12 protein-coding genes are annotated in these 16,551 nt (G+C 53.2%); 10 read left to right on the forward strand and 2 right to left on the reverse strand.

Going from position 1 to position 16,551, the window contains the following annotated elements:
* Window positions 1-655: 655 nt before the first annotated feature.
* A complete protein-coding gene (locus F1379_RS21435) occupies window positions 656-2,710 on the reverse strand; it encodes a beta-galactosidase (RefSeq protein ID WP_150273781.1) in 2,055 nt (684 codons plus the stop codon).
* Window positions 2,711-2,855: 145 nt separating this feature from the next.
* Between F1379_RS21435 and F1379_RS21440 the strand changes: the two genes are divergently transcribed.
* The 5 genes from F1379_RS21440 (at window position 2,856) to F1379_RS21460 (ending at window position 9,715) form a co-directional block, all read left to right on the forward strand.
* Complete coding sequence (locus F1379_RS21440) at window positions 2,856-3,689, forward strand: helix-turn-helix transcriptional regulator (protein ID WP_150273783.1); 834 nt, start codon at window positions 2,856-2,858, stop codon at window positions 3,687-3,689.
* A 170-nt stretch (window positions 3,690-3,859) separates the two neighbouring features.
* Window positions 3,860-6,454, forward strand: coding sequence for a hypothetical protein (locus F1379_RS21445; protein WP_150273785.1), 2,595 nt, complete (start codon window positions 3,860-3,862; stop codon window positions 6,452-6,454).
* 40 nt (window positions 6,455-6,494) lie between these two features.
* The gene (locus tag F1379_RS21450) at window positions 6,495-7,205 is read left to right on the forward strand and encodes an ABC transporter ATP-binding protein (RefSeq protein ID WP_150273787.1); all 711 of its coding nucleotides are present in this window, start codon (window positions 6,495-6,497) and stop codon (window positions 7,203-7,205) included.
* Window positions 7,202-8,587 (forward strand): ABC transporter permease, encoded by a 1,386-nt coding sequence (locus F1379_RS21455; RefSeq protein WP_203457149.1) that lies wholly within the window; start codon window positions 7,202-7,204, stop codon window positions 8,585-8,587. The genes F1379_RS21450 and F1379_RS21455 overlap by 4 nt, the downstream gene beginning before the upstream one ends.
* A gap of 27 nt (window positions 8,588-8,614) precedes the next feature.
* Window positions 8,615-9,715 (forward strand): efflux RND transporter periplasmic adaptor subunit, encoded by a 1,101-nt coding sequence (locus F1379_RS21460; RefSeq protein ID WP_203457150.1) that lies wholly within the window; start codon window positions 8,615-8,617, stop codon window positions 9,713-9,715.
* Window positions 9,716-9,791: 76 nt separating this feature from the next.
* Here F1379_RS21460 and nagZ read toward each other — a convergent pair whose 3' ends face one another.
* Window positions 9,792-11,180 carry a beta-N-acetylhexosaminidase gene (gene nagZ / locus F1379_RS21465; protein ID WP_150273789.1) on the reverse strand — a complete coding sequence of 463 codons (1,389 nt, stop codon included), beginning with the start codon at window positions 11,178-11,180 and terminating at the stop codon, window positions 9,792-9,794.
* A gap of 681 nt (window positions 11,181-11,861) precedes the next feature.
* Here nagZ and F1379_RS21470 point away from each other — a divergent pair.
* The 5 genes from F1379_RS21470 (at window position 11,862) to F1379_RS21490 (ending at window position 16,502) form a co-directional block, all read left to right on the forward strand.
* Window positions 11,862-12,725, forward strand: coding sequence for a cation diffusion facilitator family transporter (locus F1379_RS21470; protein ID WP_150273792.1), 864 nt, complete (start codon window positions 11,862-11,864; stop codon window positions 12,723-12,725).
* 444 nt (window positions 12,726-13,169) lie between these two features.
* Window positions 13,170-13,835 carry a DNA alkylation repair protein gene (locus tag F1379_RS21475; protein WP_150273794.1) on the forward strand — a complete coding sequence of 222 codons (666 nt, stop codon included), beginning with the start codon at window positions 13,170-13,172 and terminating at the stop codon, window positions 13,833-13,835.
* 150 nt (window positions 13,836-13,985) lie between these two features.
* The gene (locus F1379_RS21480; protein WP_150273797.1) at window positions 13,986-14,423 is read left to right on the forward strand and encodes a DUF3888 domain-containing protein; all 438 of its coding nucleotides are present in this window, start codon (window positions 13,986-13,988) and stop codon (window positions 14,421-14,423) included.
* 319 nt (window positions 14,424-14,742) lie between these two features.
* Window positions 14,743-15,159 (forward strand): bacteriohemerythrin, encoded by a 417-nt coding sequence (locus tag F1379_RS21485; protein WP_150273799.1) that lies wholly within the window; start codon window positions 14,743-14,745, stop codon window positions 15,157-15,159.
* A gap of 146 nt (window positions 15,160-15,305) precedes the next feature.
* Window positions 15,306-16,502 (forward strand): metallophosphoesterase, encoded by a 1,197-nt coding sequence (locus F1379_RS21490; RefSeq protein WP_150273801.1) that lies wholly within the window; start codon window positions 15,306-15,308, stop codon window positions 16,500-16,502.
* Window positions 16,503-16,551: the final 49 nt, after the last annotated feature.

Consider the following 16,551-nt stretch of genomic DNA (forward strand, 5'->3'; position numbering starts at 1 on the left):
AGACAAACAACTGAAGCTAGATCAATCCAAAAAACGGGTGTTGTTAAACGTTAAATTGGAGGAAGGCCTTTTTTTGTCTTTTGAGCGCTCACCCATCCAAATCTCCCTCCGACTGGCCTCAGACGAAGGTGGAGAATCTACATTTTCAGCAATCTTCCCCCTGTAGATCTACCGTGGTAAGTTTTTTGCAAAATTACTGGGTTTTGGCCCATATTAAGTAGCGGTTATCCAACTAGATCAGTTAAAGTCTCTGTATGGGTAAAATTAGGTGGCGATTTTCCAACTACCTAAAGCAGACCCACCGAATTACTGCTGCGTATAGCAGTAATATCAGCAAATCCCGAGCGGTTAGCAGCGGATGGTCCGAATTTTCACTGTGATCGTCCGAATCTTTATTGTGATCGTCCGAAACTTTACTATGATCGTGTGAATCTTCAGTGTGACCGTCCGAATCTTCACCGTGATCGTCCGAATCCCTTAATGGGAGTCACTTTACAGCGAACTCCGGCAATCTATAGGTTACATTTTACTTAAGTTAATGGTTTCCGGCTATACAAAAGCCAGGCTGGGCCTCCCCTGATGCGGAGAGTACACTGCCTGGCTTTGTTATGCTATGCTATTTTACCGCCAGCTTACGGTTAGCTTGAAATGAAGCTCAGCTCAGCAACAGTACCCCATACCCCTCAAGGGTGTATCTTCCCGATAGCTCGACACCGGTCAACGCATCGGTGCGCGGCGCCTTCAGCAGAATTTCCGCCGGCTCTTCGCTGTAGTTCAGCAGGAAGGTCAGGCTTGCGGATTCGCTGCTGCGGATTTGCAGCTCCACCTGAGGCGGCAGCTCCAGCCAATCGGCAGCCGGGGAACGAAGTCCCCACAGAGAGATGATCTGCCGGGCTGCCGCTTCATTAAATACGGCCCCGTAATACCATACTTCTCCTGCACCCCGGCGGTTTCTGGTTACTGCCGGCTTGCCGGTATAGTAGTCAGAGGCGTAGGTTCCCATAACATCGACACTGTCTGACTCGACCTGAAGAATGTCGTTGAAATCATCGGCACCGGTCAGGGTGGCCGAATCACCGCTCCAGATAATCCCTACCGGCAGACGGGTGCCCTTAACCATGGTGAATTCCTCGACGCTGATTCCGCATAATGCTCCGGCTGCTCCCGGGAACGGCCGCATGTAACATTGTCCCCGCTCGTCCTTATAGCCTGTCCGGCAGCCGAAGATCAGCTTCCCGCCTTGCTGCACATATTGATCCAGGAGTGCTGCCGTCGCGTCGGTCATAATCGCCGGGTGCGGATAGACCAGCGCCTCATACCGTGCCAGTTCCTCCAGTGTTGTCATGGGGCGTACATAGACGATATCGCAAGGAATATGCAGGTATTGTAGCGCTTTGAACCATTCTTTGTTGCTCTTCCAGTTGAACGGGCCGTGCCAGACATCATATTCGCCGTCCCACTCATTGTCATAATCGCGCAGAATGGCTACGCTGGCCTGTACCCTGGTTCCGACAATCCGCTCACCGACCGCAGCGAGCTCCCGGCCGATGGTTTCGGCCTCGCGGACCCGCCGGTTCGGACGGTTATGGTAATCGTTCAGCCCATGCCAATAAATCTCGTGGCCCATCGTCGCTGTCCGCCAGCGGAAGTAGAGCACCATATCCGCGCCGTGCGCAATAGACTGGTAGGTCCAGAGACGCATTTGCCCGGGCTTGGGTGAAGGCATATCCATGCGGCCAACCCAGCCGCCGGGTCCGGCCTGCTGCTCCATAATGCAGAAGTTCGGGCTGATGGAACGGGTGACCGAGAGCGACAGGCTCCAGCTTCGGTCCAGCAGCGGATTCTCTTCGGCAGGATTGGCATGAATGGTGGAGAACTGCGGATAGGAATCATAGCTGAAGAAATCCAGCAGCTCGTCGTTTAACTCGTGATTGTCCAGATGTCCGAACAGTCCGTTGGTCGTTACCCAGTGCGACGGCGCTTTGGAGCGGATAATCTCAGCCTGCAGTCTGGCAAAAGAGATGGCACTCGCCGAGATGAACCGTTTCTCATCCAGTGCCTGATGGGGATTCGGCTGCCCGGCTACCGGTGTAGGCCGCGGGAGGAATACTTGCGACCAGCTGCTGTAGGTCTGGTTCCAGAACACCGTACCCCAGGCATCGTTGAGCTGTTCCAGCGTGCCATATTTGGCCTGCAGCCACTCGCGGAAGGCCAGATGATCGCTCTCCGAGTAGAAGTCACTGATTTCACAATTCAGCTCATTGTCAATCTGCCAGCCGGCCACGCCGGGATGGCTGCCGTAACGGGCGGCCAGCTCGCCGACAATCCGTGCGCACAGCTCACGGTATTTCGGACTGCTGTAATTGTAGTGCCGGCGCATCCCATGCTGCAGGGTAACGCCTTCGCGCGTCACGTTAAGCACCTCCGGATAGCGCTCGGTCAGCCAGGCGGGCGGGGTGGCCGTCGGTGTACCCAGGATCACCTTCAGCCCGTGTCTGTTAGCGGATTCAATCGCGCGGTCGAACAAACCGAACTGAAAGTTTCCTTCCTCCGGTTCAAACAGGGACCAGGCAAATTCGCCCATACGTACGATGCTGAAGCCGGTATTCGCCATGCGTGCGAAATCGTCCTCCCACATCTCTTCCGGCCAATGCTCAGGGTAGTAACACACCCCGAGTTCGAATTTCCCGGCAGCGGCAGGTTTCTTCATAATATACCTCCAAGTGCAAAAATATGCTTTTGTATACTGTCAAATCCATTGTAATATCAACATACAGTTTTCGAAAATAACATAATCCTGCTATCATATCATTATATTGCGGCGCGGCCTTACGTGCGGAATCGGAGAGAACCGTATGAAAAAACAATGGGTGCTTTCGGCCCCGTCCTATGCCCATTATGTCTGCTATCCGGAGTTTCTGGGGCATTACAGTGTATTCCCCGGACACACGGAACGGAGAAATGAAGGTGTGCTGGACAGCTACAATCTCCACTTGGTCTATGGCGGAACAGGATATGTATTTCAGGAAGGGGAGCGGATCAGCCTGTCCCGGGGCTGCGGCTTTCTGTTTCCGCGCGGAGCCTATCAACAATATGGCTCTGATCCCGGGGAGCCGTGGGATGTACGCTGGGTGCATTTCGGAACAGCTATTTCCTTGCCGCTGCTCGAAGCTGTGGACCAGTCGCGCGGTTATTTCTTCACCTTTGACCCGGAGGCAGGCATAGCGGATTTGTTCGAGGAGCTATACCGGCTGGCGGATGCCTATGAGACTCGCAGCGAGCCACGCTTCTCGGCACTGCTCTATGAGGTTCTGCTGACGCTGATGCAGAATTCCGAGCCGCTGGACGGGCGTCTGCCGCTGGAGGTCCGTCATTCCATCCGCCAAGCTGCCGATATCATTCATAACGGGTGCGAGCGGCCCTGGAATCTGGAGACGATGGCAAGGCTGGCCGGATACAGCAGCTACCATTTTCTCCGCCTGTTCCGGTCGGTAATGGGCAAGACACCCGCTGTCTATTTGAACGATTGCCGGCTGGCCAAGGCCAAGCTGCTGCTCGTATCCACGGAGCTGCCCGTAGCCGGGATCGCTCTGCAGACCGGTTATCGCCAGGCCAGCTACTTCATTAAAGTGTTCAAAGAATCGGAGGGACTGTCGCCGGGTGTATACCGCCGGACGTTTCGTTCGTAGAGGGACTTTATTTTTGCACAGAGCATTTCCCGTCCCGTTGCTTAATTAAACCGAAGAACCAATATTGGTACAAAAAGGTTACAGTATCACCTCAACAGTTACAAATTGGATACACTTCCAGGATGGACAGCAACTATAATTACTCTAGTAATAAAACTAGGGGGAGAACCATGGGGAAGAAAAGAAATACATACATCGCCCTGCTGCTTAGCACCTTTGTATTCGGCCAATGGACGGAAGCAGTCTCTGCGCCGGTTGCTGCCGCAGCCGCTGCCAAGCCTGCAGCCACCGCCGCTGCTGCGGTGAATCCATTCAAGCCGGTCACGCTTGCGGCAGGAGTCACCGCCGTACTTGAAGAGGTCAATCTGTGGCCGCAGACGGGCGGCAATATTGTGTCATTTACACTGCGCTACAATAACAGCGGTGCGGCAGCCGCCAATCTGCTGCATTATTTTCCGCGGGTCATTACGCCCGGAGGCAGCGTGCTTCCAGGCAATCCGGTGACTGCCGATGCAGCCAAGAAGAAGGTACTCGCGAAGAACAATGTCAAGGTAACCTACTATGTGAACGCAGGCCAGCTGACTTCCCTGAAAGGGGTTAAAATATCGCTGAACGTCTGGGACCGTTCAGCGAAAGGATATTTGCGGCAGGCCGGCGCTTTTGCGCTGCCGGCCAATTATTCGGCGGCCGCCGCCACGGGTAAATCCGTCAGCACGGCGATTAACGGCAACACAGTGGCGGCTGGGGCGGAATCGCTGCAGCTCTACAAGTACTCCGGCAAGGTCTACGCTCGGGTCGGGCTCCATATGACCAATAAGGGCAGCCAGGCCCTGGGTGATCCCGGCTACAAAGCTTATCTGGTTACCGCCAGCGGCACATCCTTCGAGCTAGCCCTCAGCAGCTCGCTGACGGGATACAAGATTCAGCCGCAGGAGAAGAAGAGCCTGTATTACCTGGCTGAGATTCCCTCCTATGTGAACACAAGCAATATGAAGCTGCAGCTGACCCAAACCGATGAGAGTCTGAAGGTGGAGCTGCCAAAGCTCTCCTTCAAGCTTCCGGCGGCAGCCGCCCCCAATCTGGTAGTGAAGGAAGGGGCGGGCAAAGTGCTGAGCATCGGCGGCTCTGCTGTTGAGGCACGGCTGCAGGGAGCGTCCGTCTATGCCGAGAACGCCCAGGCGGAATGGTCCTTCAATCTGAAGCTGAGCAATAAAGGCAGCAAGGCGGCGACTCTGCCAACCTATGAGCTGGCTGTCAAATCCGCGAACGGGACGCTCTTTCCGGTGGAAGCCAAGGCCTTAACCGGTCTGACGCTCAAGCCTCTGGAGTCCAAGACGGTGCCGCTGACCGTCCAGATCCCGCTGCAGGTGCAGCAGGAGGGTCTGCAGCTGCAGATGATCGAGTCTGTCAGCGCCGCAGCCTCAGGCGGCGCGCCGGCTGAGGAAGGGGAAGCTTCTGCATTCCCTGCGGTAACTGCATCGAAAGTGATTTTTCCGGTAGCGTATTTCGCTATTCCTTATACACTGCGGTCCGAAACTTACAGCGGACAAGTCTATGCTGCGGAGAATCAGTATGGTTCGTTCTCCTACAGTCTGCAGTCCCTGCAGCGTTATCCGTGGAAGGACCAGGATATTGTAACCGCCAAGCTGAAGCTGACGAACAATCAGTCCGTCAACCTGTCCCTGCCTGATCTGAAGGGCGCGCTCAAGCTGGATAACGAAGACCTGAGCGCCGTCACGGAGCTGGTAATGGATAAGGAAAGCGCGGTGCTTGCACCGGGGCAATCCGCCGATCTTACGGTGTATGCCAAGGTTCCGTATACCCGCACATTTGACAAGGCTTCGGTCCAGCTGTACAGCACGGTGAATGAAACGAAGCTGCCGTTCCTGACGCTCAGCACGGGCAATACGCTGCAATCGGTGCCGGATGTTGCTGCGGGCGGAACCTACACTATTGCCGGAAAAGGTAAAAATGCAGCAGTCCAGGAGAACCGGACCACTATATATGACGGCGGCAGCTACAACATCGTGTATACCGAGCTGCTGGTCAGCAGCAGCGAACGCCGGCAGAGCGCGATGGCGCGGCTGCAGGGGTATTACAAGACTGCCGCAGGCGAGTATTACGAAGCGACAGTCAGCCAGCCGGAAACTCCGGCTTTGCCAGGCGGCAAGCAGCTGGTCAGCTTCTGGGCGAAGGTGCCGAAGACGGTGAGATCCGGCGAATTGTCCCTTGTTCTGGGGACAGGCCTTAACGGAAGCAAAGTGAGCGAAATCGGCGAAACACCGACCGCTTTCTTCAATGTTGCTTCGTTGGGACTTGTTCCGAAGATACCGACTCCGGCTGCCAACCTGCAGACCGTACAGTTCTATCCTTATACTCTGTCTGTGCTGGCTGCTGATGCAAGATTGCTCGAAGGCAGCGATACCATCAATATTTCGTTCAGCTATACCCTGCAGCGCAATGAAGCCTATGAAGCGAAGGCTTCGGAGCACAAGCTGGTGCTGCGGATGACTGATCCTTACGGGCAGTCGCAGGAACGGACGCTGACACCGGGGACGGATCTGAACGAAGGGGCGAACAACAGCCTGACGCTTTCGTTCACCAAGAGCTTGTATAAGATTCTGTACGGCGGTACTTACAGGATTACCCTGCTGGATGAATTCCAGGGTCTGCGGCAGGAGCTGGGCAGCCAGACATATAATCTCGTCTATGAGCGTCTGCCTGTCAAAGAAGAGCCACAGAAGGACGATGGGAGCAAAGAGTAGAGGCCCAGTCCTATATTAAGCTTATAAAGGAGCAGCTTTCATGTTGCGAGTGGAAAATATCAGCCATTCGTTCAAGACCGGAAATGAATGGACAAAGGTGCTGCATGGCATCGATTTTACCGTTAACCAGGGGGAAATGGTCGCGCTGCTTGGCAGCTCCGGCTCCGGCAAGTCCACGCTGCTTAATCTGATGGCCGGCCTGATGAAGCCGCTGGAAGGCCATATTTACATCGCCGGTCAGGATATCGTGCAGCTTGGTGAGAACAAGCTCGCTGAATTCCGCCGCAAGCATATCGGGTTTATCTTTCAGGCTTATGAATTGATCACTTCCCTGACCGTCTGTGAGAATGTGGAGCTGCCGCTGGTCTTTCAGTCGGTGTCCCCCAAACACCGCAGGCTCAAGGCCATGGAGCTCCTGGAGCAGGTGGGGCTGAAGGGTAAGGAGGACATGTTCCCTTCGCAGCTCTCCGGCGGTCAGCAGCAGCGGGTGAGTATTGCCCGCTCGCTGATTACGGAGCCGTCGGTCATCTTTGCAGATGAGCCGACCGGGAATCTCGATTCGAAGACCGAAGAGGAGATTCTTGCCATTCTGCTGCAGCTCAACAAGACGCTGAAGACGACGTTTATCGTGGTTACCCATGAGCATGAGGTTGCAGACCGGATGCAGCGCATTTTCTCCCTGCGCGACGGATATTTGATCACCGGAGATCTCCGTGATGCAGACCCGGTACCGGAGGAGGCAGAGCCGTGAAGATACGCGATATTTCCCGCATGGCCTGGGATCAGGTCAAACGGCGCAAGGTCGTGACCGGCCTGTGTATGACGGGTATTTCAATCGGATGTGCGGCTATTATTGTAGCCCTGAGCATCGGACAATCCGCACAGGCTTATGTGACGGAGGAAGTGAACCGCAATTTTAAGATGGATGAGATTATGGTGTCGCCTGGCGGCGGCATTCCTTCACCGGGCGGCGGCGGAGGACAGGCTGGACAGCAGCAGGAGAACGAGAATCTGAATCCCGGCAAGCTGACGGACGAGAAGCTGGAAATTATCAGAGGCTTTGATCATGTGGTGGCAGCTTCGCCGTTTCAGGAAGCGGGTTACCTGCAGATGGTCACGATGGACAACAAAATCGGCGACGTACAGGTCATCGTTACGGATTTGTCCAAGCTGACGCATTTCGACAAAACCTTCAGCAAAGGCGGCGGTTCAGGGGTGCAGGGAACTGCGGTGCTGAACTACAGCGCTACGCTCGGATTAATGGATGTGAGCGTCAGACAGAATCTGTTCGACCAAATGAACGCCGACCCGTTCAATCAGGAACTGATGAACCAGTATACCAGCATGCAGACCGTGCCTTCCGAGCTGTACCGGAAGCAGATCCAGTTCCAGATGCAGGATTACAGCGTACCGAATGGCCCGCTCAAGCAGAGCTCGGCGCTGCAGGTAACCGGAATTCTCGATCTTCCTGCAGGATACACCCAGGAACGGGCTACCTATGAGATGAAGGTCATCTATATCTCGCCGGAAACGGCAGCGCAATTGTCCAAGGAAATGGCTTTTGAGAACGGCAGCGCTATTAATCTGCCGGAGGAAGGCAGCTATAACACTGTAACGGTTAAAGTAGACGATGTGGACAACATCAAATGGGTCGAGCAGATGATTCAGAAGCTGCAATTGACTACCAGCGACAATCTGTATCAGCAAGAGATGCTGAAAGAGCAATTCGATATGATCAAGATGGCTGCGCTGGGCATCGGGGTCTTTATTCTGGTCATAGCCTCAATCTCGATTATCGTGGCCATGACGATGTCCACCCATCAGCGGCGCAGGCAGATCGGCATTATGAAGGTGCTGGGCGCCAACATGCGGCAGATCCGCAACATGTTCATTACAGAGGCGGCGCTTCTCGGCCTGCTGGGTGGCCTGCTCGGTGTAGGCTTCTCTTATCTGATTATTATGGCCATGAACAAGCTGATCGGCACGGCGGGCAATGGCCTGACCTTCTTTATTCCGCTGATGACGCTGCCGGTCGGGCTTGCCTTTGCGATCATGACCGGAGTGCTGTCCGGAATATATCCGGCGATCAGCGCTTCCCGGACCGATGCGCTTACCGCCATCAAGCGGGATTAGATTAACAGTTGAAAGGAAGCAGAGGGAATGAAACGGATAATCAAGAGGAGCCTGAAATGGCTTATTATCGTCGCTCTTGTCGCTGGCGCCGGATACATCCTGTACACTAAGGTATTCAAAAGCGACGAAGCGGCCGTTCCGGAAATGGAGCCGCTGCCGCCGATCACGTTCCCCGTTACAGAGGAGACGATCAGTACCTCTATACAGGTGAAGGGCAAGTCACAATATCAGGAGGAGACGCTGGTCTATGCGCCGTTTGCCTCCAAAGTGACTTCATGGAAAGCGGAGAACGGCGTACAGGTGAAGAAGGGCGATGTGCTGTTTACGCTTGACCAGTCCACACTGCGCAATGAGATCGCTACAGTGGAGGCTACGGCGCGCAAAGCGCAGCTGGAGAGCGAGCTGAACGATTTCATTGCCATGCAGGACGAAGAAGCCGCTCCGGCGGGAGCAACGGAAGCGGAGCGCCTCAAGGCGCTGGCTGCCCAGGAGACGGCCAAGCTAAGCGAGGAGCTCAATCAGGTGAACGCTGATATTCAGGCCCGGGAGCTGGCCGACAAAAAGGCCAAGCTGCAGGCTGCAGTCGTGCACGCCCCGGCCACCGGCATCTTCCTGGCGGACAAGAGCAGCGAACTTCCGCAGAATGTGACCGACAATCAGTATATCGGCAAGATTGTGGACCTGAACAAGCTGGAGTTCATCGCGCAGGTAGGGGAACAGGATATTTTCAAGATCAAGCAGGGCATGAAGGTTCAGGTGAAAATGAGCGCCATCAAGGATCTGCAGCTGGTCGGTGAAGTGACAGAGGTCGCCAAATTCGCCAATACCGCTTCAGCGGAGAATTCCGCTTCCTCGGTGCCGCAGTTCGAGATTGTGATTTCGCTGCAGCCGAATGAACACCTGATCGGCGGCCTTAGCCTGACCGGCGATATCGAGACGCTGCGCAAGGATAAGGCGGTAGTCGTCTCCAGCATGGCAGTTATGCATGAAGGAGATGCCGCGTACGTGATGGTTGACCGGGGAGACGGGCAGATTGAACGCCAGGATGTCGAGGTCGGCATTGAGACTTCGGAGAAGACGGAAATTGTAACCGGGCTGAAGGCCGGAGATACGGTTGTACTGCAATAATAAATACGTAAGGGCGGGTTGCCGAAGCTGGCAACCCGCCCTTTTTATGCTTGGCGGTGTGAACGCATATGCTGCTCTACTGTACAGCCAGAGAGGCGCGCCAGCTCTTAATCTCCCGGTTCAATCCGGACAGCTCCGGTACAGGAACGGCTTCATCGCTAAGCTTGTACTTATCCTTGAGCGCAAGAATCCGCAGAACGCTTTCGTCGATCCGCGCTTCGGTGATAGTGCCGTCTTTGACAGCGGCCAGCAGGGCCTTGCGGACCGCCTGTTCATTTCCGTATTCGTGGGCGACCAGCAGAATATCGCTTCCGGCCTGCACCGTATCGACAGCCGCTGCTGCGAGTGTGTAATTCTTGACGATTGCACCCATTGTAAGGTCATCGGTAATGACCACTCCCTGGTAACCCATCTCCCCGCGCAGCAGCTCCTTGATAACCGGAACGGAGAGGGATGCCGGCTTGTCCGGATCAAGCTGCGGGAACAGGATATGCGCGATCATGACAGCGTCAGCCTGTTCCTGAACCGCAGCCTGAAACGGCAGCCATTCCAGGGCTGCAAGCTCGTCCCGCGATTTATTAACGACGGGAAGCTCCAGATGGGAATCGACGGATGTGTCGCCGTGCCCCGGGAAATGCTTCACCACCGGCACAACGCCTTCATCGGCGATCCCTTTCATCTCGGCGATGCCCAGATCGGTGACCTGCTCCGCAGTGCTGCCGAAGGAACGGGTGCCGATGATCGGATTATCCGGATTGCTGGCAATGTCCAGGACGGGAGCGAAGTTCATGTTAAAGCCCGCCGATTTCACAGCCCGGGCCAATAGCCGGCCCATCGTCCCGGCGGTCCTGCTGTCGCCTTGGGCACCGACGGTGCCATTCGCGAGAAATGTGGCGTACTCCTTCGGCAGACGGCTGACCTTGCCGCCTTCCTGGTCTACGCTGATCCATAGCGGTGCGGGATTGCCCCTATTACTGCGCTTCAACTCATTGATGAGACTAACCATGCTCTTAAGACCGGAAATATTGTCGGCATAAAGAATAATGCCGCCGACCTGGTCCTCACTTATCATAGAGCGGGCCTTAGCATCCAGCTTCGTGCCATCAATGCCGACAAGCAGCATTTGCCCGATCTTCTGCTCCAGGCTCATCGACGCCAGCGTCTCTTCGGCGGCGGATAACGGAGAAGCCGTCGCGGCTGGAGTGGTCATCGCAGGTGTGGCAGTCGTTGGAGCCGTCTCCGCCGGAGTCGCAGGCGAGGTTGGGGAAGCGGCCCCACCGGGTTCTGACGGAGCCGCCGCAGTGGACTGGGGAGTGGAGGCAGACCCGGCGGCCGGGCTGCCTGTATTAACGTTGCTACTGCAGCCGCCGAGCAAGAGAACACTCAGAGCGGCAGAGCAGACCCAAGTAGCGAACAGGTGCCGTCTACGCGGTGTGGCAACGAAAGGCAGAATAGTATTGTTCATGAGTATTGTCCTTTGCTTATTTAATGTTGGCGGGAGGCTTAACGCCGTACAAATTGCCGCTGCTGCGGAAGGGACCATCCTGATTCGCGTTATCCGTCCAGACTTATGGGTGCTTCCCCTTCAGCTCACCGGACCTCAAGCTGATTACGGAAACGGCTATGTTACCGTTAACCGGGTCCTCATCCAGCATTGCCAGAGGTTTCACGGAGTAGACCAGGCTGGCCACAGCACCGGTGCCTGCACTTTAGTGTAAGAGGCATCACCTATGCAGAAAGTCGCCTTCTCCACGTGGGCGGCTGAGACGCCCGGTACAGCGGCCAGCGGCAGCAGCAGACTTGCGGCGATAGCTCCGTAAACTATTTTTGAGCATAAAATAAACTCCTCTCCGGTTTGCGGCTTCGTTCAGCCCGCTGATAGCTCCATGCTGAAAATCCCTCATGCTGAAAATTACTCATTAGATTAGACTCTCTATCCCGGTGAAAAGTTACAGCATTGCCAAAAGGAATGTCAGTTGTTGGCGCAAGGCAAACTTTTGTTGCAGAATACAACACAATTACACCTTGCCAACTCTATTTGGCAGAGCGAACATATAAGCTGCCTGGCAACACTGTTTCTCTAGACCCACCCGCATTCCGGCGTGTAGTATAGAACAATACCAATTGACCGGAGGTTCTATAAGCTTTGGAAACTTACAGTGAGATCAAACAAAGTGAGAAGGGGGCCTGGCTTAGCCTGGCCGCTTATATTGCATTATCTGTACTCAAGCTCCTTGTGGCGGTGGCTGCCGGTTCTCAGGCGCTGCTGGCTGACGGCCTGAATAACAGCACGGATATTATCGCCTCAGTTGCTATTCTGATCGGACTCAACATTTCCCGCAGACCGCCGGACTCCAACCACGGGTACGGGCATTTCCGGGCGGAGACGGTTGCCTCGCTGGTGGCTTCCTTTATTATGATCGCCGTCGGCTTGCAGGTGCTTTATCAGGGGATCCACAAATTTATAGAGCCCGAGCTGCAGACGCCGGATCTTACGGCGGCCTGGACGGCGCTATTTGCCGCTGCGGTTATGTTCGGCGTGTATGTATATAACATCCGGCTGGCCCGGAAGCTGCGCAGCAATGCGATTGAAGCCGTTGCACAGGACAACCGGTCCGATGCGCTGGTCAGTATAGGTGCTTTTGTGGGAATTCTCGGCGCGCAGTTCGGTCTGCCCTGGCTGGACCCGTTGACCGGTACGATTGTCGGGTTGCTGATCTGTAAAACAGCGTGGAACATTTTCCGCAAAGCGACGCATGATTTGACGGATGGATTCGATGCGGGCGAGCTGGAGCTGATGAAGGCAACGGTGGCCGAAGTTAAAGGTGTAGAGCTCATCAAAGATATGAAGGCCCGCATTCACGGCAACAATGTGCTGGTGGATACGACAGTGCTGGTCGATTCCCGGCTGAATGTTGTGCAGAGCCACGATATCACCGAGGCCATTGAAGATCAGTTGAGAGACCGGCACCACGTATCCAACGTGCTTGTGCATATCGAGCCGATGTGACATCCTAACGGAACGCAGAATAGATGATAACGGCAATCACGCCCGTCATAACTACCCAAGACACCGGGTGCTCAGGGTTTAGCGTCCAGCCCAGCCCAGAGCTGCGAGGTGTAAAAAGGGGTTTGCGGGTCTTGTCTCCGTTCATCTTAACTCCTCCATATTCGTAAAATTTATGAAGCACAGCTGTATATCAGCTGTGTTTTTTGTTGGTCGGTTTCTGGGCTATGCAGCAGGCTTCGATTTCCAGATCATTATACTCCCGGCTGTTGTAGACTGGCTATGCCATCATTAAACAACGGTCAGGATATTTAACGAAGGTATTCTCGAAGATTGCGGGAATGGTATTTAAATAAGTCAATAGGCATTGGCGTAATGGGCTTATTTTGCAATACTGGTTGGAAGGACATATTATGAAAAAGTGCTTTAATAAAGGAGTTGTATAAAATGAATGAAAATAAAGGCTCAGAAATAAAACGTTCTTCAAAAGCAGAACAGATTCTGTCTCAGATTAATAGTAAAACTAAGCTAGGCGACTTGCGAAAAATTGCAAAGGACATTAAAAAAGACCACGAACTAGCTATGGAGCTTTGGGCAACCGAAGAGTTTATGCCCAGACTGTTGGCAATCTTAATTATGGACAAAAAACTTCTTTCCGAAGATGTGCTAAATAGGCTTGATAAGGATATGCAGATTCACGCATTCGATGAGCGAAATAACTTATTGGATTGGTTACTGGCTAATCAGCTCACCAAAGACAAGAAGACAATTGCATTAATGGAGTCATGGGAAAATAGCCCTTCTGCTCTTCAAAGGCGGGCTTTCTGGTATTATCAAGCGCGATTGAGATGGACTGGACAGACACCGCCTGCTAACAGCGCAGACTTAATATCTACAATAGAGGCTAATATTACCCAGGAAGAACCGGAAGTACAATGGGCTATGAATTTCACCGCAGGCTGGATAGGCGTTTATGATGAAAAGAATCGTGCACGTTGTATTAAACTTGGTGAGAAAACGGGTCTTTACAAAGATGAAATAGTATCAAAAGGATGTACTCCCAGCTACTTACCGGAGTTTATTAGGATTGAAGTTAACAAACGACAAAAATAAAGAGAACTAAGGATTATTCAAGCCAGCAGATATTAGTATGAGCGACTGCATATAACCAGCTAACATGCAGAATACATAAATGAATATACATTCCTTTATTGGATATATTAAAATTTGTTGGTAATTAAGATGAAAGAAGGATAACGGCTTTTGAAGCTTTTAATCTGCTTTGTAATCCTAATCTCATTGGGTGGAACACAAACACCATTTTCCAATACAGTTGAGAAGAAGCCGCTTGAGGACTCAAGAGAACTGCAACTTCAAGATATGCTCGTTTTGATTCTACTACCGAATATGCAAGATAAACTTGAAGAGGTATACTCAAATGTATTTTCAGTACCGGGTCAACCCGATATTTATCCTTATTTTGTTGATGTGAAGCATACAGAAAGGGTTAATGGTTTCCGTGGTTTTGATTTATTGATCACACTTGATGTGCATCCAACAATTGGCCCACATATCCCTGTCGGCGAAGATGTTTTTACATATCGGATCTCACCCTATGGAGTTGAACTCAAAGAATTTGAACATCTTAGAGGACCCAATAAGAATGACGTTCCCCCCAATTATCAAGATCTTTTGAAGTGACAGAAAACGCTGTTAAATACGGCAGGCCAATTAAAACCTCTCCTCAGAAGCAAACGAGATTTAGGAGCTTCTAAAGGGAGGTTTTATTATGAACTTAAATGAGTCGAACCACAGTAGCACAATGATTAATTTAGTGTTCTTACAAAGGAAGGCGTTGAGCTAACAGACTTTATTTGGTCTTGGGCTATCACTGCTGACCCAACTGCAGCAATTATTTTGTCGTGTGATGTTGTTAACAGAACTTTCATGGGGAAAAAGGGAAAATAAAGTATGTCTCTCAATTTGCAATTATTTGGTAAAGGGTAGGGTGAGTGAGTCAATGATAGAGTGGAAAGAAACGTATGATATCGGCGTAGAGAAGATTGACTGCCAACACAGACAGCTGCTTGTAAAATTGAACGAGTTTTTTGACGCATGCACCAATCAGCAGGGTAAAGAGAAAATTGAAGAGACACTGAAATTCCTCAAGGATTACACAATCGAGCATTTCGGCAGCGAAGAGGCATTAATGGAGGAGATTGATTTCCCTGAGCTGGCTGAACACCGCAAGACACATGCCGAATTTGTACAGACCGTACTGGACCTGGAAGAGAGCATCAAGACTAAGGGAGTCTCGGTCCTGTCCACCATCAAGCTCAACCGCACATTGACCGACTGGCTCATTAACCATATTCATAAATGCGATATGCTGATCGGGGAATGTATCTCTTCCCGCAAAGGCAACGAAGCCGTATAAATTAAACTGAACGTACAGGAGAATGCCGCAGGGCATTTTCTTTTTTGTGTACCGAGAGCCTTACCGCAGTTTATACCGGGTAAACAGTTTGTGGTATGATTTGGGGTAGAACCCGTATAGGGGCTACGTGCCAAAGGAGTGGGGAAATGAAAGCATTGCGTTATATTGTATCGGGTACGGTGGTGCTGCTGATCCTTGGTCTCATAAATTATTATATCGGCTGGCATCTATGGACAGCGCTGGATCATTGGCTGCCTGGAATCTCTGCAGGAATCTACTGGACGGTGTTTATGATTATCGCCTTCGCTTACGTCATCGGCATGCTGCCATGGCCACAGGCGATCAAGCCTGCCGGCAGGCTGTTCAAGGTGATAGGCTCCTATTACCTGGCCTGTATGGAGTTCGCGTTGATCATACTTCCGGTCACCGACCTGTTGTATTGGCTGCTGGGGCTCGCCGGGGTTGGCCGCTCCGCATTTGTGACGGAAGCGGGCATTACCGATCTCCTGCTGCTCGCCGTCTTCCTGCTCTGGGGCTCCCGCAATGCCTGGAGCACAGTGATCCGCGAGCATCCGCTCCGCATCGCCAAGCAGACAGGTTCGAGCAAGCCGGTTACCGTTGCTGTGGCATCCGACCTGCATCTGGGCAACATTGTCGGCAACCGCCACCTGCGCCGGATGGTGGCCGAGATCAATGCCATGCAGCCCGAGCTCATTCTGCTGGCTGGCGATGTGCTGGATGATAGCATCGAGCCGTTCCTGCGCAACGGCATGAGTGAGCAGCTGAAGCAGCTTAAGGCCAAGCATGGTGTCTATGCCGTTCTTGGCAATCATGAATACTACGGCGGCTCGATCGCCGAATACAGCCGGGTGATGGAGAGCATCGGAATCAAGGTGCTGCAGGATGAAGTGGTTGAAGCGGGAGGCATGTATATCGTCGGCCGCAAGGACAAGACAGCCGAGTCGCTGGAAGGCGGCCGCATGAGCGTAGCAGCGCTGATGGAGGGACTCGATCTTACGCGCCCGGTCATTATGCTGGACCATCAGCCGACAGGGTTCGCAGCCGCAGCGGAAGCGGGTGTGGATGTTCTGCTGTCGGGGCACACCCACCGGGGACAAATCGCCCCCAACCATTTTATTACCAGACGGCTGTTCGAGCTGGACTGGGGTTATCTGCTCAAGGAGAAGCTGCATGTTATCGTCTCTTCCGGTTACGGAACCTGGGGCCCGCCGATCCGTCTGGCCAGCCGTTCCGAGCTGATCAAGCTGGAGCTGCTGCCGGAGGGCAGCAAATCTTACAGTGAAGAGGCACGTCCGGCGCATACGGTGTTGGCCAAAGCGTAAGCTTAGTCCGGGACAGGACGAATATTGAGAATGTAGCAGAAGCTCCTGC

Origin of the sequence: Paenibacillus tepidiphilus, from assembly GCF_008635795.1 — a bacterium.
GTDB classification, from domain to species: Bacteria; Bacillota; Bacilli; order Paenibacillales; family Paenibacillaceae; genus Paenibacillus_AQ; species Paenibacillus_AQ tepidiphilus.

What these genes read in the sequence shown, in the direction of transcription:
- F1379_RS21490 (WP_150273801.1), top strand. Translation starts at nt 15,306, where the DNA reads ATGAAAGCATTGCGTTATATTGTATCGGGTACGGTGGTGCTGCTGATC.
- F1379_RS21445 (WP_150273785.1), top strand. Translation starts at nt 3,860, where the DNA reads ATGGGGAAGAAAAGAAATACATACATCGCCCTGCTGCTTAGCACCTTT.
- nagZ (WP_150273789.1), bottom strand. Translation starts at nt 11,180, where the DNA reads ATGAACAATACTATTCTGCCTTTCGTTGCCACACCGCGTAGACGGCAC.
- F1379_RS21440 (WP_150273783.1), top strand. Translation starts at nt 2,856, where the DNA reads ATGAAAAAACAATGGGTGCTTTCGGCCCCGTCCTATGCCCATTATGTC.
- F1379_RS21475 (WP_150273794.1), top strand. Translation starts at nt 13,170, where the DNA reads ATGAATGAAAATAAAGGCTCAGAAATAAAACGTTCTTCAAAAGCAGAA.
- F1379_RS21460 (WP_203457150.1), top strand. Translation starts at nt 8,615, where the DNA reads ATGAAACGGATAATCAAGAGGAGCCTGAAATGGCTTATTATCGTCGCT.
- F1379_RS21450 (WP_150273787.1), top strand. Translation starts at nt 6,495, where the DNA reads ATGTTGCGAGTGGAAAATATCAGCCATTCGTTCAAGACCGGAAATGAA.
- F1379_RS21435 (WP_150273781.1), bottom strand. Translation starts at nt 2,710, where the DNA reads ATGAAGAAACCTGCCGCTGCCGGGAAATTCGAACTCGGGGTGTGTTAC.
- F1379_RS21485 (WP_150273799.1), top strand. Translation starts at nt 14,743, where the DNA reads ATGATAGAGTGGAAAGAAACGTATGATATCGGCGTAGAGAAGATTGAC.